At 72.8% G+C, this 25,784-nt stretch carries 16 protein-coding genes; 2 read left to right on the forward strand and 14 right to left on the reverse strand.

Annotation, left to right across the window (positions count from 1 at the left end):
• Positions 1-1,155: 1,155 nt before the first annotated feature.
• The 4 genes from ACFVFR_RS15735 to ACFVFR_RS15750 form a co-directional block, all read right to left on the reverse strand.
• Positions 1,156-2,211 carry an ABC transporter permease gene (locus ACFVFR_RS15735; RefSeq protein WP_383701716.1) on the reverse strand — a complete coding sequence of 352 codons (1,056 nt, stop codon included), beginning with the start codon at positions 2,209-2,211 and terminating at the stop codon, positions 1,156-1,158.
• A gap of 769 nt (positions 2,212-2,980) precedes the next feature.
• Positions 2,981-3,976, reverse strand: coding sequence for an ABC transporter ATP-binding protein (locus tag ACFVFR_RS15740; protein ID WP_383701718.1), 996 nt, complete (start codon positions 3,974-3,976; stop codon positions 2,981-2,983).
• 1,384 nt (positions 3,977-5,360) lie between these two features.
• Complete coding sequence (locus ACFVFR_RS15745) at positions 5,361-6,599, reverse strand: outer membrane lipoprotein carrier protein LolA (protein ID WP_383701720.1); 1,239 nt, start codon at positions 6,597-6,599, stop codon at positions 5,361-5,363.
• Between the two features lie 931 nt (positions 6,600-7,530).
• Positions 7,531-8,541: a polyprenyl synthetase family protein gene (locus ACFVFR_RS15750; RefSeq protein ID WP_383701723.1), complete on the reverse strand. Its 1,011-nt coding sequence runs from the start codon at positions 8,539-8,541 to the stop codon at positions 7,531-7,533.
• Positions 8,542-10,168: 1,627 nt separating this feature from the next.
• Between ACFVFR_RS15750 and fahA the strand changes: the two genes are divergently transcribed.
• Together fahA and ACFVFR_RS15760 are read left to right on the forward strand one after the other, a co-directional pair.
• Positions 10,169-11,392 (forward strand): fumarylacetoacetase, encoded by a 1,224-nt coding sequence (fahA, locus tag ACFVFR_RS15755; RefSeq protein ID WP_383701725.1) that lies wholly within the window; start codon positions 10,169-10,171, stop codon positions 11,390-11,392.
• Between the two features lie 269 nt (positions 11,393-11,661).
• A complete protein-coding gene (locus ACFVFR_RS15760; RefSeq protein WP_383701727.1) occupies positions 11,662-12,177 on the forward strand; it encodes a hypothetical protein in 516 nt (171 codons plus the stop codon).
• Between the two features lie 205 nt (positions 12,178-12,382).
• On the opposite strand, the gene nuoN is transcribed toward ACFVFR_RS15760, so the two are convergent.
• The 10 genes from nuoN to nuoE form a co-directional block, all read right to left on the reverse strand.
• Positions 12,383-13,999 carry an NADH-quinone oxidoreductase subunit NuoN gene (gene nuoN / locus ACFVFR_RS15765; protein WP_383701957.1) on the reverse strand — a complete coding sequence of 539 codons (1,617 nt, stop codon included), beginning with the start codon at positions 13,997-13,999 and terminating at the stop codon, positions 12,383-12,385.
• Positions 14,000-14,040: 41 nt separating this feature from the next.
• Positions 14,041-15,678, reverse strand: coding sequence for an NADH-quinone oxidoreductase subunit M (locus tag ACFVFR_RS15770; RefSeq protein WP_383701729.1), 1,638 nt, complete (start codon positions 15,676-15,678; stop codon positions 14,041-14,043).
• Position 15,679: 1 nt separating this feature from the next.
• On the reverse strand, positions 15,680-17,626 hold the full coding sequence (gene nuoL / locus ACFVFR_RS15775) for an NADH-quinone oxidoreductase subunit L (protein WP_383701731.1): 1,947 nt from the start codon (positions 17,624-17,626) through the stop codon (positions 15,680-15,682).
• Between the two features lie 12 nt (positions 17,627-17,638).
• Positions 17,639-17,938: an NADH-quinone oxidoreductase subunit NuoK gene (gene nuoK, locus ACFVFR_RS15780; RefSeq protein WP_383701733.1), complete on the reverse strand. Its 300-nt coding sequence runs from the start codon at positions 17,936-17,938 to the stop codon at positions 17,639-17,641.
• Positions 17,935-18,837, reverse strand: a complete 903-nt coding sequence (locus ACFVFR_RS15785; protein WP_383701735.1) for an NADH-quinone oxidoreductase subunit J — start codon at positions 18,835-18,837, stop codon at positions 17,935-17,937. Before ACFVFR_RS15785 ends, nuoK begins: the two co-directional genes overlap by 4 nt.
• A complete protein-coding gene (nuoI, locus tag ACFVFR_RS15790; protein WP_383701959.1) occupies positions 18,834-19,424 on the reverse strand; it encodes an NADH-quinone oxidoreductase subunit NuoI in 591 nt (196 codons plus the stop codon). The genes ACFVFR_RS15785 and nuoI overlap by 4 nt, the downstream gene beginning before the upstream one ends.
• 183 nt (positions 19,425-19,607) lie before the next feature.
• Positions 19,608-20,999, reverse strand: a complete 1,392-nt coding sequence (gene nuoH / locus ACFVFR_RS15795; protein ID WP_383701737.1) for an NADH-quinone oxidoreductase subunit NuoH — start codon at positions 20,997-20,999, stop codon at positions 19,608-19,610.
• A complete protein-coding gene (locus ACFVFR_RS15800; RefSeq protein ID WP_383701739.1) occupies positions 20,996-23,542 on the reverse strand; it encodes an NADH-quinone oxidoreductase subunit G in 2,547 nt (848 codons plus the stop codon). The genes nuoH and ACFVFR_RS15800 overlap by 4 nt, the downstream gene beginning before the upstream one ends.
• Positions 23,539-24,930 carry an NADH-quinone oxidoreductase subunit NuoF gene (gene nuoF, locus ACFVFR_RS15805; protein WP_383701742.1) on the reverse strand — a complete coding sequence of 464 codons (1,392 nt, stop codon included), beginning with the start codon at positions 24,928-24,930 and terminating at the stop codon, positions 23,539-23,541. The genes ACFVFR_RS15800 and nuoF overlap by 4 nt, the downstream gene beginning before the upstream one ends.
• The gene (nuoE, locus tag ACFVFR_RS15810; RefSeq protein ID WP_383701961.1) at positions 24,930-25,763 is read right to left on the reverse strand and encodes an NADH-quinone oxidoreductase subunit NuoE; all 834 of its coding nucleotides are present in this window, start codon (positions 25,761-25,763) and stop codon (positions 24,930-24,932) included. The genes nuoF and nuoE overlap by 1 nt, the downstream gene beginning before the upstream one ends.
• Positions 25,764-25,784 lie beyond the last annotated feature (21 nt).

Genomic DNA, 25,784 nt, shown 5'->3' on the forward strand with positions numbered 1-25,784 from the left:
GTCTCGTGCCTCCTGGGGGTGGGGTGGGTGGGGTGGCGCCGCTGCGGGGGGCGGCGGCCCCCTCGCCCGTCCCCCCCCCCCCCCCCCCCCCCCCCCCCCCGGCCGGCGGGGCCCGTCAGGGGCCGGCTCGCTGTGAGGCCGCGCGCCGAGGGAGCTGGCGCACCGGGCATCGGCTACCGGTCGCCCGCCACCGCCACCGTGACCGGTCGACGCAGGTCAGCCAGGCGGGGTACGGGATGCCCATGTCCGCGAGTTGGGCGCCGCGACCTGGGCGGAGCCACTCGCGACGCCGCGACACGAACGCGGGTTCCGGGCCGTCCTGGCCACCCCGGTACCGCTGGGTCCGGAGTTCGACATCGTGCGGGGAGGAGCGGCGTGGCGCGGGCCTGGTGCTGGCGTGCGGTGTCGGTGTCGTGCCGGGGCCCGGCTGTGCGTGCGGCACGCCGTACGCCACCCGTGTCGGTCCGCCGCCACCGACATGCCGGCGCAGCGGTCGAACGCGAGGGCCAACGTCAAGGTCAAGGCCCGAGTAGCGGCCGAGGTCAGGGGCAAGGCCGGAGCAACGGCCGTGAGCGGGGCCAAGGTCAAGGTCGGAAGCGGGAGGACCGAGGCCACACGGCCACGAGGCCAGGGGCGGAGCCGAGGCAGGGCCTCGGCAGGGGGCAAGATCCGGGTCGGGACGGGAGCTGGGGTCGGATACCGGAGCTGGGGCCGAGGCTGGAGCAGGGGCGGGAGCGGGAGCAGGGGGTCGAGGTGCGGGTAGGGGGTGACGAGCAGCGAGCGTTGGGGGACCGGTCGGGCTGGGGTTGGCGCCGTGGCCACGCTGGTCGGAGACCTGGTGTGCCGGGTCGTCTCGCCGGTTCCGGCGCGGCTGACTCCTCGTGTCGGTCGCGCGCTGACCCGTCTCGTGAACCGTCGCACGCGGGCACCGCGCGGGGTCACCGCGCGGAGCCGCCGCGTCGCGTCGGGCCAGTGCACCGGCGCGCCACAGCCGGTCACCGCGCGGAGCCGGCACACCGGCCGGGCGGGTAGGACGACGCCACCACGCCGGCGCCCCGCACCGGAGACGGACGGCGGTGCGGGACGGGGCAGGACGGGGCCCAGGGCGGGACGAACGTGGCAGGTGGGATGCGGTAAGGGGGATATGGCGGCGCGTCAGGCCGTGATGTCCCGCGCGGTGAATCGGGCCCAGGCGGCCGAGCCGAAGACGGCCAGGTAGAGGCCCTGGAGGCCGAGGTTCTTGATGATCTCGTCCCAGTAGATCGGGTCGCGTAGGAGGTCGGCGAAGCTGAGCCAGTAGTGGGAGAAGAGGTACGGGTGGATCATGTGCAACTGGGGGATGCTGTCCACGATCTGCACCGTGATGAGCAGTCCGACCGTGGCGGCCATCGCCGCGATGCCGCTGTTGGTGAGCGTCGAGATGAACAGGCCGAGCGCGGCCATGCCGACCAGCGAGAGTGCGACCACTCCCCCGACGGCCGCCGCCCGCGTCATCCCCTCGGCGAAGGAGATGCGCGTACCGGAGATCAGGGTGACGTCGCCCAGGGGGAAGAGCAACGCCCCGACGCCCAGCGCGACCAGGGCCACCGCCATCGTGGCGACCAGACAGAAGACCAGCGTCGCGGCGTACTTGGCCAGCAGGAGACGGGTGCGGCCGGCCGGGGCGACGAGGAGGTACCGCAGCGTGCCCGCGCTCGCCTCGCCGGCGATGGAGTCGCCCGCGATCACGCCGATGGCCATCGGTAGGAACACCGGCAGGGTCGCGGCGAGGGAGGCGAAGACGAGGAAGATGCCGTTGTTGGTGACCTGGGTGAGGAAGGCGGGACCCTCACCGTTGCCGCCGCCACCGTCGCCGATCGTACCGCCGTCGCTCGTTTCGATCTTCACGGCGATGCCGACCAGGATCGGCACCGCGGCCAGTACCGCGAGCAGGGCGATGGTGCGCCAGCGGCGGAAGGTGATGCCCAGTTCGCTACGGAAGAGGGCCAGGGACCACAGCGCGCTCGGGCCGCGGGGGACCGCCGCCGCGCCGCCGCCCCGGGGCACGACGGCGAGCCCTTCCGTCCCCCGGTCGCCGGGCCGGGTGACACGCGGCGACACGGTCAGGGACTCGGGGCTGGCCACCTCGGGGCTGGCCGCCTCGGCGGGGCGGGTTGGCGCGGCCCGTACCGCGTTGGTGTGTGGTTCTCCCGTCGAACCGGTCGTGCCCATGGCGCCAGCCACCTGTTCCGTTCCGGGCTTTCGCCCCTCGTCCGACGCGAGCGGTCGCGCCGCGGCGGATTCCCGCGCCCCGTCGACGTCCCCGCCCGTGGCCCGGTCGACTTCCGTGGCCGTCTCGGGTGCGGGGGCGCCTGGCGAGGCCGACACCGGAGTCGAGGTCGAGTCGCGGGCCGGACCGGATTCCGAGGTGGGGCCGGGTGGCGTGGGGTGTCGCTCGTGGATCGGCACCTGGCCCGAGGACTGGTCTCCCGGCCAGGCCTGCTCCGGGGATTCCGAGGGCGCCCCCGTCCGGGTCGGCGGTTGGCCGCCCGACGGGGTCGGCTTCTGGTGTGGTGCGGAGCCGTTGGCGCGGAGCGGGCCCGGGCCGGCCCCGTCGGGGCTGGTCACGGCGTTCGGCTCCGCTTCGTGTGGTTCGGCCTGTGACGGGGGCTCCGCGCCCTGTTCGGCTCGCCGGGTCGGCCGCGCCCCGGTCGTGGGACGCGAGTCGTCGGCCGGCCCGACGCGCTCGGCTCGCCCGGCCCCGGCCCCGGCTGCCGGGGGCTCCTCGGCGCCTGCGACCTGGCCGGAGGCGCGACGGGGGCGCCCCTCGGCGGCCCAGCCGGCTCCGTCGGCGTTGTCGATACCACCGGCACTATCGGTACCACCGGCACTATCGGTACCACCGGTGCTGTCGACACCACCCACCTCGTCGGCCCCACCATCCCCGCCAGCCCGCGCGGACTCTTCTCCCCGCTCAGCACGCGCGGACTCTTCCGCCCGCTCAGCCCGCGACATCGAAGCCCTCCCCGGTCAGTGCGACGAACGCGTCTTCCAGCGAGGCCCGTTCCGTGCCGAATCCCCTTACGCGTACGCCGGCCCGGACGAGGGCGGCGTTCAGGTCGGCGAGGTCCACGGGCGCGCCGTCCGGAGTCCGCGCGGCCGGTGGCTCGCCGGTGATCCGGTCCGCCGTGACGGCGAGGTCCGTCACGCCGTACTCCTCAAGGACGTGGACCGCTTCCGCCGTGTCGGGGGTGGTGACGGCGAGACGACCACGCGTTCCGGCCGCGAGTTCGGCGACCGTGCCCTGGGTGATCAGACGCCCCTGGGCCATCACGGCCGCATGCGTGCACACCTGCTCGATCTCGTCGAGCAGGTGCGAGGAGAGGAAGACGGTGATGCCGTCGTCGGCCAGTTCGCGCACCAGGGTGCGGATCTCGCGCATGCCCTGCGGGTCGAGACCGTTGGTCGGCTCATCCAGGATGAGCAGTTCGCGCGGCTGGAGCAGCGCGGCGGCGAGGCCGAGGCGCTGCTTCATGCCGAGCGAGTACGCGCGGGCCTTCTTGGCCGACGCGGCCGTCAGACCCACCCGGTCCAGGGCCGCGCCGACGCGGGCGGCGCGCGTGCGGGGATCAGCGGTCGGGTCGGCGGCGTCGTAGCGGACGAGGTTGTCGCGGCCGGTGAGGAACCCGTACAGAGCGGGGCCCTCGATCAGCGCACCGACCTTGGGCAGCACCTGGCGGGAAGCGCGCGGCATGGACGAGCCGAGCAGCCGGGCGCCGCCCGACGATGGTTCGATCAGGCCCATCAGCATCCGGATGGTGGTCGTCTTCCCCGAGCCGTTGGGCCCGAGGAAGCCGAAGACGCTGCCGCGCGGCACGAGCAGGTCGAGCCCGTCCACGGCGAGCTGCCCACCCCGGTACCGCTTCGTGAGCCCGCGCGTCTCCACCGCGGGCGTCGATCCGGCGGACGGCTCGTCCACAGGCTCCCCCTTCATCATCCGGTCCTCACTCGACCCTTCCCAGCATTCCGTGTGCACGGCGCGACCGAAGTCGATCCGAAACGAAAACGAACCAGCAGCGGTCGACGCTCCCGCACGCACCAACCCCACACCGTGCGCCCGCCGACCACCACCCCCCACGCCGCCCGCCCGCTTACCCATCGCCCTGCTTCGCCCCGCCTCGCCCTGCCTCGCGGACACCGTGCCGCCACCCCACGTCTGCCCCACGGCACGCACCCGACGCGGGCCGGGATCCGCGCCATACGGAACCACGAGCGACCGGCACCACGAGCGACGCCCGAAGCCACCGACGTACGAGCGCGCCCAGCAACGGACCCGCGCGGCACGGGTGCCACAGGTGCCACAGGTGTCACAGGTGTCACGGACAGCTTCCGGGAACCACGGGGCCCGCGTCACGCACCTCCCCACCGCGCCCGCGCCCGCATCGCATCCCGGCGCGGACGGCCGCCCCCGCCGCGGACCGCGTCGGCTGCCGCGCCGAGCAACCCTCGGCTACGGCTGAGCGACCCTCGGCTACGCCCCGGCCCCTCGTCCCCTGCCCCCTCGCACGACCCACGCGGGCGGTGGCTCACGCACGGGCGCCGAGTCCTCGGCCGTTCGAGCGCCTCCGCGCCCGCGTCCCCCGTACGGCCCACCCCGCCGCCGTCGACCATGTCGCGCCTCGACACGGGGCGAGCCTCGCGGCCGTACGTCGCGCTACGGGCGGAGCCGCCTCGTACGACACCCGCCACCCAGGCGCGGCCGGCCCGGCCGGCATCCAGCACCCGGCCGCCCTGCGGTGCGTATTCCCCACGTGCCCTGGGCCATGACCCTGGTGCCCAGCATGTCTCGTACGACGGCATCCGGTGGGCTCCGGCGTACGGCGTACGGGGTCGGGGGCTGCCGCGCGGCGGCGGCAGGCGCCCAGCCAACCGGTTACGGCGCGGCCGGAGCCGCCACGGCCGGGGCCGTCCATCAGGCCCTCGCGCCGCCGGGCCCTCCTCGACCGATCGAGGGCGCCGTTCCGGCGCGGGCCTCCTCGGGTCAGGCGACCGCGTCGGCGAGAGTGCCCAACGGCCCCGGAGCCCGTCCTGATGGGGCGACGCCGTGCGGTGACGCCCCTCGGGCCGCGCGGCGTCGGACGGCCGGTGGCCGGGCCTCGGCGGCGGGCGGAAATCGCGGGCCAAGGTCGCGGGCGCGGCGCCCGCGTCCCCGCTGACGCTGGCCCACCCGACGCGCCACCCCCCGTACACGCACCGCCACCCGCGCGCGGGCGGGCGCACGGGTGGCGGCGGGAAGCTCGGCCCCACCGCCCCGGGCGGTTCCCGCCGCCCCCGCGGGCGGGGGTGGCGGGGGCGGCCGTCGGGGCCGTGGGGACGCTGCGCTACTTGCCCGCGTTGGCGGCGTCGATCAGCGTTTCCTTGCCGACCGCGCCGACGTAGACGGTGCCGTCGTCCGTCAGCAGGGCGTTGACCAGGCGGGTGCTGAACACCGTGCCGGATCCGAAGTCGCCCTTGACCTTGTCGCCGAGCTTGTCGAGGAACTGCTGGGCGGCGGCGGACTCGTCGCTGTCGCCCTGCGGGCCGGCGGACAGACCGCCGGGCAGCTTGAGCTTGGCGACCGAACCCCAGCCCTCACCGATCACGTTCAGGCCGGACAGGTCGTCGGCGCCCAGCTCCTGGTGCTCGGCGGACTTCCCGGCCTTGCGGTCCAGGTCCTTGTCCTCGGTGACCTTCGCGCCCTTGGGCGGCGTGAAGTCGAAGGTGCTCGCCTTCGGCGCGTCAAAGCTGACCTTGGTGAAGCCCACGTCGATGGCGGCCTTGCCACCGCTCCTGGGGTCGAGCGTGAACTTGAGCGGGACACCGTTGTCCGCGTCCACGGCGATCCGGATGGAGCCGATCGTGCTGTCGCCCTTGGGCGTCAGCTTGAGCTGGTACGCGTCGCGCCCGGCGACCTTCGCCGTGCCGTCCACCGTCACCGAGGTCGTCTTGTCGGCCTCGGTGAGGACCCGCTTCGCCAGCTCCTGCGGAGTGATGTCGACCAGGTCCTTCGGCAGTCGCTCCGCCTGCTTGCCCTTGCCGTGGGACCGGTCCTGCGCGGGAGCCGTCGCGTGGTAGACCGAATTGCTGCCGCTGTCGTACGCCCACACCTGGTCACCGTTGTGGATCAGGCTGTACTCGGCGGCGTCCTCGATGATCGAGACGCGCTGCTTGTCGGGGCCGTCCGCCGCGATGCGCAGCGTGTGCGAGCCCGCCGCCAGCTCGGGGAGCTTGGACAGCGGAGCGGCGGAGGACGCGTCGCCGTCCCCGCTGTCGTGGCCGCCACCCATCCCACCCAGCGCCGAGCTGGCCGAGAGGCCGGGAATGCCCAGGTCAGTGCTGATCTTGACCGAGCCGGACAGCTGCTGGGTGTCCGATTCGGCGATCTTCGCTATCAGTTCCTCAGCCGTGATCTTCGGCAGGTCGGGGTCACCGGTGCTGGCCAGCGCCGGGACCAGCCCGATCGTCGCCGCCGCCACCCCCGCCACCGCGACCGGGACGGCGTACCGCGCGGCTTTGTGCCGTCGCGCGGGGCGCTCGTCGTCCCACTCGCCCGTGGCCTCTGTCGATCGGGTACGTGCCATGTGTGCTCTACCTCCGTCGTCGCCCGGCGGTCCATCAACGTCGCACTCGTCCACCCTCGGGTTCATTGTGACCCGATCCGCCGTGCGGTGGCTTCTCCATCCCATCAAAACCGCCGCCACCTGGCGTCCCCCCGCAGGAGCAACTCCCCGTACCCCTGCGGGATGACACCCCTATGCCGAAAGTCCAGGGTTCTCGGGGACAAGACCAGGGCCGGTACGGGAACTCTCGCCGCTCCGAGCGCGCGAGGCCGGTCGGAGGTCGACGACCCTCTACCGCCAGCACACCGACACCGACACCGCCACTCGACGGAGACCCCCACCGCACCCCACGATCCGCCGGTCTCCGCGTGGCGCGAACAGCCCGCTCACGGCGCGAACCCCCGCCGCCAGCCGGCCCGGCCCGCCCGGCACCACCCAGTCGGCCCGTCACCAGGCCAACGGTCACCGCCCGCCCGGCCAGCTCACCGACCCACCACACGTCCAACCCACCCCGCGACCAGCCAGCAACCGGCCCACTACACGGAAATGCCCGCCAATCAGGGCCGGCGGGCCAGCGGGCCAGTCATGCGATCCGCCACGCGGTCAGCAAGGCGCCCCACACGACCGCCCCGCACAGGCACACGACCGCCCGGGTGCCCAGGCGCTCGGGCACCCAGCCGCTCAGCCACAGCCAAGCCCCAGCCGAGTCACCGCCCGACCAAGCCGCCCACCACACCCACAGCCATCGCCCAGCGGCCCACCACGCGGTGCCACCTCGCGGACGCACCCCCGGGCGGTCACGCGGCCCCACCACGCCACCCGGCCGGAGGCCACCCAGCAGCGGCCCGACCACGACCACCCGCCGCGAGGCCAGGTCACGGAGCGAACCAAGGACCAGAGAACCAGAGAACCAGAGACCGGACCGCGACCGCCCGTCGTGAGGCGTCAGCCCTCAGCCCGCGCGGTGGACCACCGCGTCGCACAGCCCCTCAAGCGCCGCGCGAGCCGCGCCCACGGGCAGCGGGGCCAGCATGGCCCGCGCCTCCGCCGCGTACCGGAGCGTGTCGCGTCGTGCCTGCTCAAGGGCGGGGTGGGCGCGCAGCCGGCGCAGTGCCTCGGCGTGCCGTTCGTCGTCCGTCAGGTCGCCGTCGAGCAGGGCGCACAGCTCCTGGTCGGCCGCCGCGCCGGTGGCTCGCGCCTGGGCGCGCAGGTGGAGCACCGGGAGGGTCGCGATGCCCTCGCGCAGGTCCGTGCCGGGGGTCTTGCCCGACTCGTGCGAGTCGCTCGCGATGTCCAGGACGTCGTCGGCGAGCTGGAACGCGATGCCCAGGCGCTCCCCGTACTGGGTCAGCACGTTGATGACGCGCTCGTCGGCGCCCGACAGCATCGCGCCCAGCCGGCCCGCGACGGCGACCAGCGAGCCGGTCTTGCCGGCGAGGACGTCGAGGTAGTGATCGATCGGGTCGCGGCCGTCGCGCGGTCCGGCGGTCTCCAGGATCTGGCCGGTCACCAGGCGTTCGAACGCCTCGGCCTGGATACGGACCGCCTCCGGGCCCAGGTCGGCCAGGATGTGCGAGGCGCGGGCGAAGAGGAAGTCGCCGGTCAGGACGGCCAGCGAGTTACCCCAGCGGTTGTTGGCGCTTTCCACGCCGCGTCGTACGTCGGCCTCGTCCATCACGTCGTCGTGGTAGAGCGTCGCCAGGTGGGTCAGTTCGACGACGACGGCCGACGGGACGACACCCGGCGCGTTCGGGTCCCCGAACTGCGCGGCCAGCAGCACCAGGAGCGGCCGGAACCGCTTGCCGCCGGCGCGCACCAGGTGTTGGGCGGCCTCCGTGATGAACGGGACGTCGCTCTTGGTAGCCGCCAGCAGGCCCTCCTCGACGGCGGCCAACCCGGCTTGGGTATCGGCTTCCAGAGCCTGGTCCCGCACGGTCAGCCCAAGGGGCCCGACGACGGTCACGAGAGGTACTCCTGTCTGCCTACGATCGCGTGGAATGTCGATGTGTCGCTGTCTCCACCACGAGGAAGCGTATCCGGTCGCGTATCGATCACCGTGAGCGCCTTCCCGGCCGAGGCTCGCCCCGAAGCGCCCGTCGCTCCGCGCCGACCAGTCACGTCGGCCGCCGGGTGCGTCCGTGTATGCCCTGGTCCGCGCGTGGGCGTCGGCACGACGGGCGGGTTTCCGGCGGGTGACGCCCACTCCGCCGGCCCCCTCCCGTCCACGCGGCCGGCCCCGCCGTCAGGCCGGCCGGGCCGTACGCCGACCGGCTCGGCACGGGGCGGCCGGGCACGCGCGCGGCCCCGTAACCGGAAGGCGCCGGAGAGGCGGCCGGCCCGGCCCTCGTGACACGTACGCCCTGCACATCCCGTACGTCCCGTGCGTCGCGCGCACCCCGTAGGTCCCCGCGCATCCCCTCCCCCTCGTACGCACCGTGTGTGCTGGGCGCCTTCCCGACAGCGCGCACGCCAACCCCCGCCCATACCCCTCCCTCGCGAGCTCGCGACGGCCGCGTCCCCCAACACCCCTCCCGGACGGCCCCGCCACCCACCCGTACGACCGCCCCGCGTCGGCCGCCGCCCGGGGCGCCACCAGTCACCAGCGCCACCCCAAGCTCACCCGCACCACGGCTGCCCCCGCGTCACCGGACCGAGGGACGCGGCAGCGACCTACCCGGACCACCGGGGCCTCACTCCGGGGGTGGGATGACCCGCCACCCCACCCCCGGAGAGGAGACCGCACGACCGACCACCCCACCCGCGCCCCCGACACCGCGTCGGCGAGGTCCGGCGCCGACGCCACGGGCACCGCCCCCGGCGTCCGGGCTCCCCCGCCCCTCCGACCATCCGGTTCGCTGTCCGCAGGGCACGCGGGGGAGGGCGGAGCTCGCCGGCAGCCGCCGTGACGCGCGGCCCGCGACCGTTTCTCCCGCTGGTCGTCGACGGGGTGTGGAACCCCTTCGCGGCCGACGGCTGCCCCGAGGGCTGTCGCGAGCGCGCGTTCTTTCCGGGCGGGGAGCCGCCGGTACGCCGGGGCGCGGCGCACCGGCCCCGGCTCGCGGAGCCGGGGCCGGTGTACGAGCTGGCCTGGGCGACGGGTTGGGAGAACGAGGCGAACACCCCCCTCACACCCGCGCCGGCCCGCCGCGCCCGCTTCCCACCCGCATCGTTCGCCCCCGCGCGAAAGGTGCCCGCCATCGACGCGTTCGCCGGCGCCCGCCCCGCCGCCTGGCTGGACGACGCGCACCCGCCCGAGGCGTTGGGCCTGGGCGCGGTCCCGGCGCGCGCCGACGTCGCTGGCCACCACGGGCCCCGCGCGCGGCCTGGCCAGGGAGTTGGTCGACCAACTGCCGGCCTGGCGGACCGCCCGTGGGCCAGGGCCCCTCGTCGAGAGCCCGCCGCGCGTGTCCCGGAATCCGGGGCCCATATTCCGAAATACGACGTGAGAACACCGATATGGCGAACCACATGTCCGCTATACGGACAGATCCTCGTACGGGAACGCCCCTCCGAGCCCCCTCAACCCGCGTGCCCACGACGTAGTCTGTCGCCTGCCAGCTTGCAGACGAGGAGAAGGCGAGGCAGTACCCATGCCCCAGCACAGCCCGCTCGACCTGGCCGAAGGCGACCCCTTCGGTCCGCACAACCTGCCGTACGGCGTCTTCACCACCTCCGACGAGCCGCAGCGGCGGCGTATCGGTGTCCGGTACGGCGCGTACGTCCTGGATGTGCCCGCGCTGGCCGAGGCGACCGGTTCCGCCCACGCCGCCGTGCTCTCCGCCGGCACCCTCAACCCGCTGCTCGCCGCCGGTCGCGCCGTCTGGACGGCCGTCCGCGCGGAGCTGGTCGGCGCGCTCACCGACCCGGCGTCGCGCGCCACCGTCGAGCCGCTGCTGCTCCCGCTGGCCGACGTCGCGCTCCACCTTCCGTACGAGGTGGCCGACTACGTCGACTTCTACGCCAGCGAGCACCACGCCAGCAACGTCGGCCAGATCTTCCGGCCCCACACCGAGCCGCTCACCCCCAACTGGAAGCACCTGCCGATCGGTTACCACGGCCGCGCCGGCACCATCGTGGTCAGCGGCACGCCGGTCGTGCGGCCCTCGGGACAGCGCAAGGCGCCCGCCGACGAGGCCCCCACCTTCGGACCCTCGCGACGGCTGGACATCGAGGCCGAGGTGGGCTTCGTCGTCGGCACCCCGTCCACGCTGGGCGAACCGGTGCCGCTGGACTCCTTCGCCGACCACGTCTTCGGCGTCACGCTGCTCAACGACTGGTCGGCGCGCGACATCCAGGCGTGGGAGTACGTGCCGCTCGGCCCCTTCCTCGGCAAGTCCTTCGCCACCTCCGTCTCGGCCTGGGTGACCCCGCTGGACGCGCTCGCGCACGCCCGCACGGCGCCGCCGCGGCGGGACGTTCCGCTGCAGCCGTACCTGGACGACTCGGCCGCCGCGGAGCCGGGCGGATTCGACATCCACATAGAGGTCGCGCTCAACGGGCACGTCATCGCGCACCCGCCGTTCTCGGCCATGTACTGGACGGCGGCGCAGCAGCTCGCGCACATGACGGTCAACGGCGCCAGCCTGCGCACCGGTGACCTGTTCGCGTCCGGCACCGTCAGCGGCCCCGAGGCCGGGGAGCGCGGCAGCCTGCTCGAACTGACCTGGTCCGGCCGCGACCCGTTGAAACTGCCCACGGGCGAGCGGGCGTTCCTGGAGGACGGCGACGAGGTGACGCTCACGGCCTGGGCGCCCGGCGCCGACGGCGTACGCGTCGGACTGGGCGAGGTCACCGGCCGCGTCACCGGCCGCTAGCCACGCCCCGCCGGCCGCTGAGCCCACCTCACCGGCCGGCCGGGCCGCCGGCGGCGGTCACCGCCGCCGCGCCACCCCGGGCCCGTCGACCCCGACGCCCCCACGGGCACGGCTCCCCCACCCGGCACGAACCCGCGCGACCCGACACAACCCAAGCCCGCCGCGGGCCCGCCCGGCCCCGCCCTCCCCAACTGCTACGTTGTCAGGCTCCTGACCAAAAACAGCGGCCGGCCCGGAGTGCGGGGCGGTCGAAACGGATGGAGAAGCGCGTGCGCAAGGCAGCCACGATCGCTGGCGCGTCGGTCCTCGCCGCCCTGCTCGTCACGGGGTGCGGCAGCGACAGCGACGGGGGCAAGGACGGCGACAAGGCGAAGCAGCCACCCACGGGGGCCGAGCGGAAGCCGAGCGACGCCCCCGCCGACGGGGACGGGACCAGCGCGAAGGTCGAGGGGACGTACCTGAGCAAGGACACCGGCGGCGGCCAGCGCATCGTCCTCGGGGTCAAGGACAAGACCGCGTTCCTGGCCGGCCCGCACACCTGCACCGGCGCCTACCAGCAGAACACGCTGATGCTCAAGTGCCCCGACGGCAACACCGACCGCACCATGGGCAAGGTCACCCCGAACGCCGACGGCAGCCTGACCGTCGACTGGGACGCCCTCTCCGAGGACGACGTCCTCTTCCCGGCCAAGGCCGGCGACACCACCATCCCGACCCCCTCCGGCCTCCCGGACCTCGGCGGCGAGTTGGACGACCTGAAGAACACCGGCGGCCTCGGCGGCTGACCCGCCGCCCACACACCGGCCGGGCCGGGCGCCCCGCGCCCCCGACCTGGCCGGCCCCCGTACCGCGCCCCGTACAACGCCCTGGGCCCGGCCCCTCGATGTGAGGGACCGGGCCCAAGCCGTACGCCGTGTGGTCGGCGTCCTGACGGGTCCGCCGCCCGCCCGCTCCCCGTCGCTTCCCGCCCGGGGTGCGGGCCGGTGGCGGCTAGCGCACGAAGACGCCGGCGTCACCCGCCAGTTCCAGGAAGTACTGCGGAGCGATGCCCAGCACCAGCGTCACCACGACACCGATCGCGATGGCCGACGAGGTCAGCACGCTGGGCACGGCGACGGTGGGGCCGTCCGCGCGCGGCTCGCTGAAGAACATCAGCACGATGACGCGGATGTAGAAGAACGCGGCGATCGCCGACGAGATGACGCCGACCACCACCAGAGCGCCCGCGCCACCCTCGGCCGCCGCCTTGAAGACCGCGAACTTGCCGGCGAAACCGGAGGTCAGCGGAATGCCGGCGAAGGCCAGCAGGAAGACCGCGAAGACCGCGCCGACCAGCGGCGAACGCCGCCCGAGACCGGCCCACTTCGACAGGTGCGTCGCCTCGCCGCCGGCGTCGCGCACCAGCGTGACCACCGCGAACGCGCCCAGCGTCACGAAGGAGTACGTCGCCAGGTAGAAGAGGACGGAGGAGACGCCCTGTTCGTTGGTGGCGATGACACCGGCCAGGATGAAGCCCGCGTGGGCGATCGAGGAGTACGCCAACAGCCGCTTCACGTCGGTCTGGGTGACCGCGACGATCGCGCCGGCCAGCATCGTGACGATCGCGACGCCCCACATCACCGGCCGCCAGTCCCAGCGCAGCCCCGGCAGCACCACGTACAGCAGGCGCAGCAGCGCGCCGAACGCGGCGACCTTGGTGGCCGCCGCCATGAAGCCGGTGACCGGGGTCGGCGCGCCCTGGTAGACGTCGGGGGTCCACATGTGGAACGGCACCGCGCCGATCTTGAACAGCAGGCCCATCAGCACCATGGCGCCGCCGATCAGCAGCAGCGCGTCGTTGCCCATCGTCTGCGCGAGGGCCGGGGTGATGTCGGCGACCTCGCCGTCCACCACGTCGGCGATCCGGCCGTAGGTGACCGAGCCCGCGTACCCGTACAGCAGGGCGATGCCGAACAGGAAGAAGGCCGAGGAGAACGCCCCGAGGAGGAAGTACTTGACCGCCGCCTCCTGGGACATCAGCCGCTGGCGGCGGGCGAGCGCGCACAGCACGTACAGCGGCAGCGAGAACACCTCAAGCGCGATGAACAACGTCAGCAGGTCGTTCGCCGAGGTGAAGACCAGCATGCCGCCGACGGCGAACAGCAGCAGCGGGAAGACCTCGGTGGTGGTGAAGCCGGCTTTCGTGGCCGCTTTCTCCGCGTCCCCGCCGGGCACGGCGGCGGCCTGGGCGGCGAAGGAGTCCACCCGGTTGCCGTGGGCCACCGGATCGAGCCGGCGTTCGGCGAAGGTGAAGACCGCGACCAGCGAGACCAGCAGGATGGTGCCCTGGAGGAAGAGCGCCGGCCCGTCCACCGCGATGGCGCCCTCGGCCGCGACCCGCGCCTTGCTCGTGCCGTAGTCGCCGACGGCGAGACCGATGACGGCCGCGAAGGCGGCGGCGATGCCGATGACGCTGGTGAACACCTGCACGCCGTAACGCGCCTTGCGGGGCACCAGCGCCTCGATGAGCACGCCCACGACGGCCGCGCCGATGATGATCAGCGTCGGCGAGAGCTGGCCGTACTCGATATCGGGCGCCTTGAACTTGTCCGGCGACTCGGCCGCCATGGTCCACAGGCTGTGGACCGCTACGGGATCTGCCACGGCGCTCACTTCGCGGCCTCCACATCTCGTACGGGCACGTCGGGCTTGGGGTCCTGTTTGTCGACCACGGACAGCGTGTGGCCGACGGCCGGGTCGATCATCTCGGTGACCGGCTTGGGATAGACGCCGAGGAAGACCAGCAGCGCGATGAGCGGGACCACCACGGTCAGCTCGCGCGCCCGCAGGTCGGGCATGTTCTCCACGCCCGCCTTGACCGGCCCCGTCATCGTGCGCTGGTAGAGGACCAGCACGTACAGCGCGGCGAGCACGATGCCGACGGTGGCGACGATACCGATCGCCGGGTAGCGGCTGAACGTGCCGACCAGCACCAGGAACTCGCTGACGAACGGCGCGAGTCCGGGCAGCGACAGCGTGGCCAGCCCGCCGATCAGGAACGTGCCCGCGAGCACCGGGGCCACCTTCTGTACGCCGCCGTAGTCGGCGATCAGCCGCGAGCCGCGCCGGCTGATCAGGAATCCGGCGACCAGCATCAGGGCGGCCGTGGAGATGCCGTGGTTGACCATGTACAGCGTCGCGCCGCTCTGGCCCTGGCTGGTCATCGCGAAGATACCCAGGACGATGAAGCCGAAGTGGGAGATCGACGCGTACGCCACCAGGCGCTTGATGTCGCGCTGGCCGACCGCGAGCAGCGCCCCGTAGATGATGCTGATCACGGCGAGCACCAGGATCACCGGGGTGGCCCACTTGCTGGCCTCCGGGAAGAGGTGCAGGCAGTAGCGGAGCATCGCGAAGGTGCCGACCTTGTCGACCACGGCGGTGATCAGCACGGCCACCGGCGCGGTGGACTCGCCCATCGCGTTCGGCAGCCAGGTGTGCAGCGGCCACAGCGGCGCCTTCACGGCGAAGGCGAAGAAGAAGCCGAGGAACAGCAGCCGTTCGGTGTTGGTCGAGATGGACAGCTCGCCGCTCGCCCTGGCCTGTGCGATCTCCTGGAGCGAGAAGGTGCCGCTGCCCAGGTCGTCGGCGGTGACCGCGTACAGCCCGATGACGGCGGCCAGCATGATCAGACCACCGGCCAGGTTGTAGAGGAGGAACTTGACCGCCGCGTAGCTGCGCTGGGTCGAGGTCTCCTGCTCGCCGTGCGGGCCGGCCCGGTCCCCGAAGCCGCCGATCAGGAAGTACATCGGGATCAGCATGGCTTCGAAGAAGACGTAGAACAGGAAGACGTCGGTGGCCTCGAAGGAGAGGATCACCATCGCCTCGACCATCAGGATCAGCGCGAAGAAGCCCTGGGTGGGGCGCCACCGGCCACGGCTGACGGACGGTCCGGCCGCCTCGCCCGCCGCGCCGGTCGGCGGGTCGGCGTCGTGCCAGCCGGCGAGCACCACGAACGGGACGAGCAGCGCGGTCAGTCCGACCAGCACCACCCCGATGCCGTCCACGCCCAGTTCGTACCGCACGCCGAAGTCCGCGATCCACGCGTGCGACTCGGTGAGCTGGTACGGGTCGGCGCTGTCGGGGTCGAAGCGCACCAGCGTGGCCGCCGCCAGGCCGAGGGTGACCAGCGAGAACAGCAGGGCCACCCACTTGGCGGCGGTGCGCTGGGCGGCCGGGACGGCGGCGACGGCGACGGCGCCGACAGCGGGCGCCACGGCCGTGGCCGTCAACAGGGGAAATGACATCTCAGACCGCCCTCATCAGCAGGGTCGCGGCGATCAGGACCGCCGCACCGCCGAACATCGAGACCGCGTAACTGCGCGCGTAGCCGTTCTGCAGCCGCCGCAGCCGCCCGGACAGTCCGCCCACCGAGGCCGCGGTGCCGTTGACGACGCCGTCCACCAGCTTGTGGTCGACGTAGACCAGGCTGCGGGTCAGGTGCTCGCCGCCACGGACCAGGACGACGTGGTTGAAGTCGTCCTGGAGCAGGTCACGGCGGGCCGCCCGGGTGAGCAGCGAGCCGCGCGGGGCGACCACCGGGACCGGCTTGCGGCCGTACTGCGCCCAGGCCAGCGCGACGCCGACGACGAGGACGACGACCGTGGAGAGCGTGACGGTGGTCGCGCTCAGCGGGGAGTCGCCGTGGTCGTGCCCGGTGACCGGCTCCAGCCAGTGCACGAACCGGTCACCGACGCTGAACAGGCCGCCCGCGAAGACCGACCCGAAGGCCAGCACGATCATCGGGATGGTCATCGACTTCGGCGACTCGTGCGGGTGCGGCTCGGCGTGCTCGCCACGGCTCTCGGCGGCGGGCTCGGCGCTGGGCGCCTCCGGCGAACGGGTCGCCGCCCTGCGCCAGCGCTCCTCGCCGAAGAAGGTCAGCAGCATCACGCGGGTCATGTAGTACGCGGTGATGGCCGCGCCCAACAGGGCCGTGCCGCCCAGGATCCAGCCCTCGACGCCGCCCTTGGCGAACGCCGCCTCGATGATCTTGTCCTTGGAGAAGAAGCCGGACAGGCCGGGGAAGCCGATGATCGCCAGGTAGCCGAGGCCGAAGGTGACGAAGGTGATCGGCATGTACTTCCGCAGGCCGCCGTACTTGCGCATGTCCACCTCGTCGTTCATCCCGTGCATCACGGAACCCGCGCCGAGGAAGAGGCCGGCCTTGAAGAAGCCGTGCGTGACCAGGTGCATGATCGCGAAGACGTAGCCGATCGGGCCGAGGCCGGCGGCCAGGATCATGTAGCCGATCTGCGACATCGTCGAGCCGGCCAGGGCCTTCTTGATGTCGTCCTTGGCGCAACCGACGATCGCACCGAAGATCAGCGTGACCGCGCCGACCGTCACCACGGCGGTCTGCGCGTCCGGGGCCGCGTTGAAGATCGCGCCAGAGCGGGTGATCAGGTAGACGCCGGCGGTGACCATGGTCGCGGCGTGGATCAGGGCCGAGACCGGGGTCGGGCCCTCCATCGCGTCGCCCAGCCAGGACTGGAGCGGCACCTGGGCCGACTTGCCGCAGGCCGCGAGCAGCAGCATCAGCCCGATCGCGGTCAGCTTGCCCTCGCCGGCCTCACCGCTCGCCGCCAGGACGGGCCCGAACGCGAAGGTCCCGAACGTGGTGAACATCAGCATGATCGCGATCGAGAGGCCGACGTCGCCGACCCGGTTGACCAGGAACGCCTTCTTGGCCGCCGTCGCCGCGCTCGGCTTGTGCTGCCAGAAGCCGATCAGCAGGTACGAGGCGAGGCCGACGCCCTCCCAACCGACGTACAGCAGAAGGTAGTTGTCGGCGATGACCAGCAGCAGCATCGCCGCCAGGAAGAGGTTCAGGTAGCCGAAGAAGCGCCGCCGCCGCTCGTCGTGCTCCATGTAGCCGATCGAGTAGAGGTGGATCAGCGTGCCCACCCCCGTGATCAGCAACACGAAGGTCATCGACAACTGGTCGAGCTGGAAGGCGACGTCCGCCTGGAAGCCGCTGACCGGAATCCAGCTGAACAGGTGCTGGTGCATGGCGCGGTGGTGCTCGTCCTCGCCCAGCATGTCGAGGAAGAGCAGCACGCCGATCGCGAACGAGGCGGCGGAGAGCAGCGTGCCCAGCCAGTGCCCGACGCGATCCAGCCGCCGGCCGCCGCACAGCAGCACGGCCGCGCCGAACAGGGGCGCCGCGACGAGCCATCCGATGAGGTTTTCCACTGTCGCTACCCCTTACAGCTTCATCAGGCTGGCGTCGTCGACCGAGGCCGAGTGGCGGAAGCGGAAGATCGACACGATGATCGCGAGGCCGATGACGACCTCGGCCGCGGCGACGACCATCGTGAAGAAGGCCATGATCTGTCCGTCGAGGTTGCCGTGCATCCGCGAGAAGGTGACGAACGCCAGGTTGCAGGCGTTCAGCATCAGCTCGATGCACATGAACACGACGATGGCGTTCCGCCGCAGCAGCACTCCCGCCGCGCCGATGGTGAACAGCAGGGCGGCCAGGTAGAGGTAGTTGACCGGGTTCACTTGACCTCCTCCTCGGCCCGTGGCCCGCCCGCGTCGCGGACGGCCTTCCCGTTGCGGGCCGACGGGGCGCGCTGCCCGGTGGGGCCGCCCTCCGCGTCGCCGCCGCGCTCCAGCCACTCCTCCGAGCGCTGCTCCAGCGCGGCCAGCTCGGCCAGTGAGGTGCTGGAGACGTCCCGGATCTGGCCGCGTCCGCGCAGCGTCGCGTTGACGGTCTTCTCGGAGATGCTGCCGTCGGGCAGCAGGCCGGGGATGTCCACCGCGTTGTGCCGGGCGTAGACGCCGGGCGCGGGCAGCGGCGGGAGCTGCTCGCCGGCGCGGACGCGGTGCAGCGCGCGCTCGCGCTGGGTCTGGGCGCGCTCGGTGCGCTCGCGGTGGGTGAGCACCATCGCGCCGACGGCGGCGGTGATCAGCAGGGCGCCGGTGATCTCGAACGCGAAGACGTACTTGGTGAAGATGAGCTCCGCCAGGCCCTCGACGTTGCCGCCGGCGTTGGCCTCGCCCAGACCCTGCGAGGTCTTCAGCGAGGCGTTGCCGATGCCGGCGACCAGCAGGATGCCGAAGCCGAGGCCGGAGGCGACGGCCAACCAGCGCTGGCCCTTGATCGTCTCCTTGACCGAGTCGGCGGCGGTGACGCCGACCAGCATCACGACGAACAGGAAGAGCATCATGATCGCGCCGGTGTAGACGACGATCTGGACGACGCCCAGGAAGTAGGCGCCGTTGGCGAGGTAGAACACCGCCAGAATGATCATGGTGCCGGCCAGCGAGAGGGCGGAGTGCACCGCCTTCTTCATCAGGATGGTGGCCAGCGCGCCGATCACGGCGACGGTGCCGAGGACCCAGAACTGGACGGCCTCGCCGGTGGAGGTGGTGGAGGCCGCCGCGGCCAGTGCGCTCACGCCGGGACCCCCCTGTCCTGCCCGCTCGTGCCGCTACGGGCCGCGTCGACGTCGGCGTCGGGGGTGCCCGGCTCCGCGTCCCGCGCCCGCTCGCCCTTGCTGACGGCGACCTGGCGCACGGTGCCGGGCGCGGCCTCGGTGACCAGGCCCCGGTAGTAGTCCTGCTCGTCGGTGCCGGGGAAGATCGAGTGCGGGGAGTCGACCATGCCCTCCTGGAGGCCGGCGAGCAGCTCCTCCTTGGTGTAGATGAGCGACTCGCGTGAGCTGTCGGCCAGTTCGTACTCGTTCGTCATGGTCAGCGCCCGGGTCGGGCACGCCTCGACGCACAGGCCGCACAGGATGCAGCGCAGGTAGTTGATCTGGTACACCCGGCCGTACCGCTCGCCCGGGGAGTAGCGCTCCTCCTCGGTGTTGTCCGCGCCCTCCACGTAGATCGCGTCGGCCGGGCAGGCCCAGGCGCACAGCTCGCAGCCGATGCACTTCTCCAGCCCGTCCGGGTGTCGGTTGAGCTGGTGGCGGCCGTGGAAACGGGGCGCGGTGGGTTTCTTCTCCTCCGGGTACTGCTCGGTCAGCCGCTTCTTGAACATGGCCTTGAAGGTCACGCCGAAGCCGGCGACGGGGTTCTGGAAGTCAGACACGGTCGGCCTCCTTCGCTGCCGGGGGTACGGGGGTCGCCCCCCGAAAGACACCAGCCTGGAAGTCAGACACGGTCGGCCTCCTTCGCTGCCGGGGGTACGGGGGTCGCCCCCCGGAAGACACGAGCCTGGACGTCAGACACCGCCCGTCTCCTTTCCGTCACTGACAGTGTCGCCCCCGCCACTGACAATGAGCTCGCGCTCCTGGCGCGGCCGGCGTCGTGGCACGGGCGGCGGGGTCTGTCCCGGCAGCGGCGGCACGGGGAAGCCGCCCGCCATCGGGTCGAAGGCCGGTTCGGGGGCCGCCGCGGCCTCGGCCTCGGCCAGCTTGTCCGCGCGGTCGCGGTACATGTCCCAGACGAACGAGAGCAGCAGCAGCGCGAGGACGGCGCCGCCGACGTAGAGCACGATGTCCTGGAAGTCGTAGTCCTCGTTGCGCAGCGCCCGCACCGTGGCGACCAGCATCAGCCAGACCATGGAGACCGGGATGAGCACCTTCCAGCCCAGCTTCATGAACTGGTCGTAGCGCACCCGGGGCAGCGTGGCGCGCAGCCAGACGAAGCCGAACAGCAGCACCAGCAGCTTGCCGACGAACCAGAGCATCGGCCACCAGCCGTGGTTGGCACCCTCCCAGACGGTGCTGACCGGGTACGGGGCCCGCCAGCCGCCGAGGAAGAGGGTGACCGCGACGGCCGAGACGGTGACCATGTTGATGTACTCGGCGAGCATGAACATCGCGAACTTGATCGACGAGTACTCGGTGTTGAAGCCGCCGACCAGGTCGCCCTCGGACTCGGGCATGTCGAACGGGGCGCGGTTGGTCTCGCCGACCATCGCGATCAGGTAGATGATGAAGGAGACCGGCAGCAGGATGGCGTACCAACGGTCCTGCTGGGCCTCGACGATGGCCGAGGTGGACATCGAGCCCGAGTGCAGGAAGACCGCCGCGAAGGCCAGGCCCATCGCGATCTCGTAGCTGATCATCTGCGCGCACGAGCGCAGGCCGCCGAGCAGCGGGTAGGTCGAGCCGGAGGACCAGCCGGCCAGCACGATGCCGTAGATGCCGACCGAGGCCGTGGCCAGGATGTAGAGGACGGCGATCGGCAGGTCGGTGAGCTGCATCGTGGTGCGCTCGCCGAAGATGGAGATCTCGTTGCCCGCCGGTCCGAACGGGATGACGGCGATGGCCATGAACGCCGGGATCGCGGCGATGATCGGCGCGAGCAGGTACACCGCCTTGTCCGCCCGCTTGACGATCACGTCTTCCTTGAGCATCAGCTTCACGCCGTCCGCGAGGGACTGCAGCATGCCCCAGGGGCCGTTGCGGTTGGGGCCGATGCGCAGCTGCATCCAGGCCACGACCTTGCGCTCCATGACGATGGAGATCAGCACGGTCACCATGAGGAACGCGATGCAGAAGACGGCCTTGAGGAGCACCAGCCACCACGGGTCGTGGCCGAACATCGACAGGTCCTCTGCCGCCAGGTGGTGCAGATCGGTCGGTTGGCCAGCGACGATGCCGGTCATCCCGTCACCTCCGTGCCGAGCTCAGGGGCGACCGCGGCGGGAGCGGCGATCGTGACCAACTCACCGGTGTGGGCGCCCAGGTCACGCTGGGCACCGCCGCCGACCGAGTTCAGCGGCAGCCACACCACCCGGTCGGGCATCTCGGTGACCGCCAGCGGCAACGTCACCGTGCCGGCCGGGCCGCGCACCTGGAGCGGCTGGCCGTCGGTCACACCGGCCTCGGCGGCCGTGGCGGCCGACAGGCGGGCCACGGCGGCGTGCCGGGTGCCGGCCAGCGCGTCGTCACCGTCCTGGAGCCGGCCCTGGTCGAGCAGCAACCGGTGGCCGGCGAGCACCGCCTGGCCCGCCTCCGGGCGCGGCAGCGGCGCGCCAGCCTGGCCGGCTCGCGTGGGCGCGGCCACCACCGGCGCCGCCTCCCAGCCGCCGAGCCGGTCCAGTTCGCGGCGCGCGGCGCGTACGTCGGGCAGCGCGATCGGCGCGTCCAGCGCGTCGGCGAGCATGTGCAGCACCCGGCCGTCGGTCTGGACGTGGCGGCGGACCATCTGGTCCGGCTTGACGGCGGCCTCGAACGGGCGGGCCCGGCCCTCCCAGTTGAGGAAGGTGCCGCTCTTCTCGACGACGGCCGAGACCGGCAACACCACGTCCGCCCGCTCGGTGACCTCCGAGGGCCGCTGTTCCAGGCTGATCAGGAACGGCACCGCGTCCAGCGCGCGCAGGGCGCGGGCCGGGTCGGGCAGGTCGGCCACCTCGACGCCGCCGACCAGCAGCGCGCCCAGCTCACCGGCCTCGGCGGCCTCGATGATCTGGCCGGTGTCGCGCCCGTGGCCCGGCGGCAGTTCGCGCACCCGCCACAGCTCGGCGACCTCCTCGCGGGCGCTCGGGCTGGTGGCCGGGCGACCGCCGGGCAGCAAGCCGGGCAGCGCGCCGGCCTCGATGGCGCCGCGCTCACCGGCCCGGCGCGGAATCCACGTCAGGCTGGCGCCGGTGGCCGCCGCCAGGCGGACGGCGGCGGTCAGCGCGCCGGGCACGGTCGCCAGCCGCTCGCCGACCACGATCGCCGCGCCCTCGGCGCGCAGCGCGTCGGCCGCGCGCTGGCCGGTCTCGTCCAGGCCGACGCCGCCGGCGAGCGCGTCCAGCCACTCGGTCTCGGTGCCGGGCGCGGCGGGCAGCAGCGTGCCGCCCGCCTTGGTCAGCCCCCGGGTGGCGTACGGGGCCAGGCCGAAGGTGCGCTGGCCGTGCTTACGGTGCGCCTTGCGCAGTCGCAGGAAGACGCCGGGCGCCTCCTCCTCGGCCTCGAACCCGGCCAGCAGCACGGCCGGCGCCGCCTCCAGGGTGGCGTTGGTCAGCCCGCGTCCGTCCAGGTCACGCCCGCGACCGGCGACGTGCGCGAGGAGGAAGTCGGCCTCCTCGCCGCTGTGGGCCCGCGCGCGGAAGTCGATGTCGTTGGTGCCCAGGGCCACCCGCGCGAACTTGGCGTAGGCGTACGCGTCCTCGACGGTCAGCCGCCCACCGGTCAGCACGCCGGCCCGGCCCCGGGTACCGGTCAGGCCCCGGGCCGCGGCGGCCAGCGCCTCGGGCCAGCTCGCCGGCTCCAGTTCGCCGCTGTCGGGGTCGCGGACCAGCGGGGTGGTCAGCCGCTCGGGACGCTGCGCGTACCGGAAGGCGAACCGGCCCTTGTCGCAGATCCACTCCTCGTTGACCTCGGGGTCGTTGGCGGCCAGGCGCCGCATGACCTTGCCGCGCCGGTGGTCGGTGCGGGTGGCGCAGCCGCCGGCGCAGTGCTCGCACACGCTCGGCGAGGAGACCAGGTCGAAGGGGCGGGAGCGGAACCGGTACGCCGCCGAGGTCAGCGCGCCCACCGGGCAGATCTGGATGGTGTTGCCGGAGAAGTACGACTCGAAGGGGTCGTCCTCACCGGTGCCGACCTGCTGGAGCGCGCCCCGCTCCAGGAGTTCGATCATCGGGTCGCCGGCGATCTGGTTCGAGAAGCGGGTGCACCGCGCGCACAGCACGCAGCGCTCCCGGTCGAGCAGCACCTGGGTGGAGATCGGCACCGGCTTGGCGAAGGTGCGCTTCTGGCCCTCGAACCGGCTCTCCGCGTCCCCGGTGGACATGGCCTGGTTCTGGAGCGGGCACTCGCCGCCCTTGTCGCAGACCGGGCAGTCCAACGGGTGGTTGATCAGCAGGAGTTCCATCACCCCGCGCTGCGCCTTCTCGGCGACCGGCGAGCTGAGCTGCGACTTGACGACCATGCCGTCGGTGCAGGTGATGGTGCACGAGGCCATCGGCTTGCGCTGGCCCTCGACCTCCACGATGCACTGGCGGCAGGCGCCCGCCGGATCCAGGAGCGGGTGGTCGCAGAAGCGCGGGATCTCGATACCGAGGAGTTCGGCGGCCCGGATGACCAGGGTCCCCTTGGGGACGCTGATCTCGATGCCGTCGATGGTCAGGGAGACCAGGTCTTCGGGCGGCACCGCCGCGGCGCCGCCGGAGGAGGGGCCCGCGGCGGAACCACTGCTGGCTCCGGTGGTCGTGACGGTCACGCGTTCACCTCCAGGTGGGCGTTGGTGTGGTCGTCGGCCCAGACCGTGGACCTGGCCGGGTCGAAGGGGCAGCCCCGGCCGTCCAGGTGCCGCTCGTACTCCTCGCGGAAGTACGTGAGCGAGGAGAAGATGGGGCTGGCGGCGCCGTCGCCCAGGGCGCAGAAGGACTTGCCGTTGATGTTGTCGGCGATGTCCTGGAGCTTGTCGAGGTCCTCGGCGCGCCCCTTGCCAGCCTCGATGTCCCGCAGCAACTGGACGAGCCAGTAGGTGCCCTCACGGCAGGGGGTGCACTTGCCGCAGGACTCGTGGGCGTAGAACTCGGTCCACCGGGTGACGGCGCGCACCACGCAGGTGGTCTCGTCGAAGCACTGGAGGGCCTTGGTGCCGAGCATCGAGCCGGCGGCGCCCACACCCTCGTAGTCCAGGGGCACGTCCAGGTGCTCGTCGGTGAGCAGCGGGGTGGACGAGCCGCCCGGGGTCCAGAACTTCAGCCGGTGGCCGGGGCGGATGCCGCCGCTCATGTCCAGGAGCTGGCGCAGCGTGATGCCGAGCGGCGCCTCGTACTGGCCGGGGCGGGCGACGTGCCCCGAGAGCGAGTACAGCGTGAAGCCGGGCGACTTCTCGCTGCCCATCGACCTGAACCACTCCTTGCCCCGGTTCATGATGGCGGGAACGGAGGCGATGGACTCGACGTTGTTCACCACGGTGGGGCACGCGTACAGGCCCGCGACGGCCGGGAAGGGCGGCCTCAGCCGGGGTTGGCCGCGGCGTCCTTCGAGGGAGTCCAGCAGCGCGGTCTCCTCGCCGCAGATGTACGCGCCGGCGCCGGCGTGCACGGTGATGTCGAGGTCGAGCCCGCTGCCGAGGATGTCCCGCCCCAGGTAGCCGGCCTCGTACGCCTCGCGCACCGCCTCGTGGAGCCGGCGCAGCACGGGGACGACCTCACCGCGCAGGTAGATGAACGCGTGCTGGGAGCGGATGGCATGACAGGCGATGATCATGCCTTCGATGAGCGAGTGCGGGTTGGCGAAGAGGAGGGGGATGTCCTTGCAGGTGCCGGGCTCGGACTCGTCGGCGTTGACGACCAGGTAGTGCGGCTTGCCGTCGCCCTGCGGGATGAACTGCCACTTCATGCCGGTCGGGAAGCCGGCGCCGCCGCGACCGCGCAGCCCGGACTCCTTGACGTAGGCGATGACGTCGTCGGGCGGCATGGCCAGCGCCTTGCGCAGCCCCTCGTAGCCCTCGTGGCGCCGGTAGGTCTCCAGCGTCCAGGAGTCGGGCTGGTCCCAGAACTGGGAGAGGACCGGTGCGAGCAGCTTCTCCGGGCTGGTCGCGTCGCCGGCGTGCGGCTGGGCGGTGCCTTCGGGTTCCTCGGTGGACACGGTCATCACTCCCCCTCCTCGGCCGTGGGGCCGGCGGGATGGCTGGGGTCCGAGGCCGAGGTGGCCTGCGGCGCGTCGTGCGAGCTGGGGTGCGTGCGCGGCGGCTGCTGGCCGGGGCCGGGCGGGGTGGCGTCGCTGGGCTCGCTCTCCCCGCGTGGGGCGACGATGCGGCCCGGGGCCGTCTCGCCCTTGGCGAGCCGCAGGCCGACCAGCGAGGCGGGGCCGGCGCCACCACTGGCGGCGACCGCGCCGGGGCGCTCGTCGGGGAAGCCGGCCAGGATGCGGGCCGTCTCCTTGTACGTGCACAGCGGCGCGCCCCGGGTGGGCCGCACGGCCTGGCCGGCGCGCAGGTCGTCGACCAGGGCCTTGGCGCTCTCGACGGTCTGGCCGTCGAAGAACTCCCAGTTGACCATGACGACGGGGGCGAAGTCGCAGGCCGCGTTGCACTCGATGTGTTCGAGGGTGACCTTGCCGTCGGCGGTGGTCTCGTTGTTGCCGACGCCCAGGTGCTCCTGGAGCGCCTCGAAGATCGCGTCGCCGCCCAGGACGGCGCACAGCGTGTTGGTGCACACGCCGACCTGGTAGTCGCCGCTGGGCTTGCGGCGGTACATGGTGTAGAAGGTGGCGACCGCGGTGACCTCGGCGGTGGTCAGCTCCAGCACCTCGGCGCAGAAGCGCACGCCGGTGCGGCTGACGTGGCCTTCCTCGGACTGCACCAGGTGCAGCAGCGGCAGCAGCGCGGAGCGGCTGTCGGGGTAGCGGGCGATCACCTCCCGGGCGTCGGCCTCCAGCCGGGCCCGCACCTCGGCCGGGTAGTCGGGGGCCGGGAGCTGGGGCATGCCCAGCGCTACGTCGTGCGT

This window comes from Streptomyces sp. NPDC057702 (assembly GCF_042799315.1).
GTDB lineage: Bacteria > Actinomycetota > Actinomycetes > Streptomycetales > Streptomycetaceae > Streptomyces.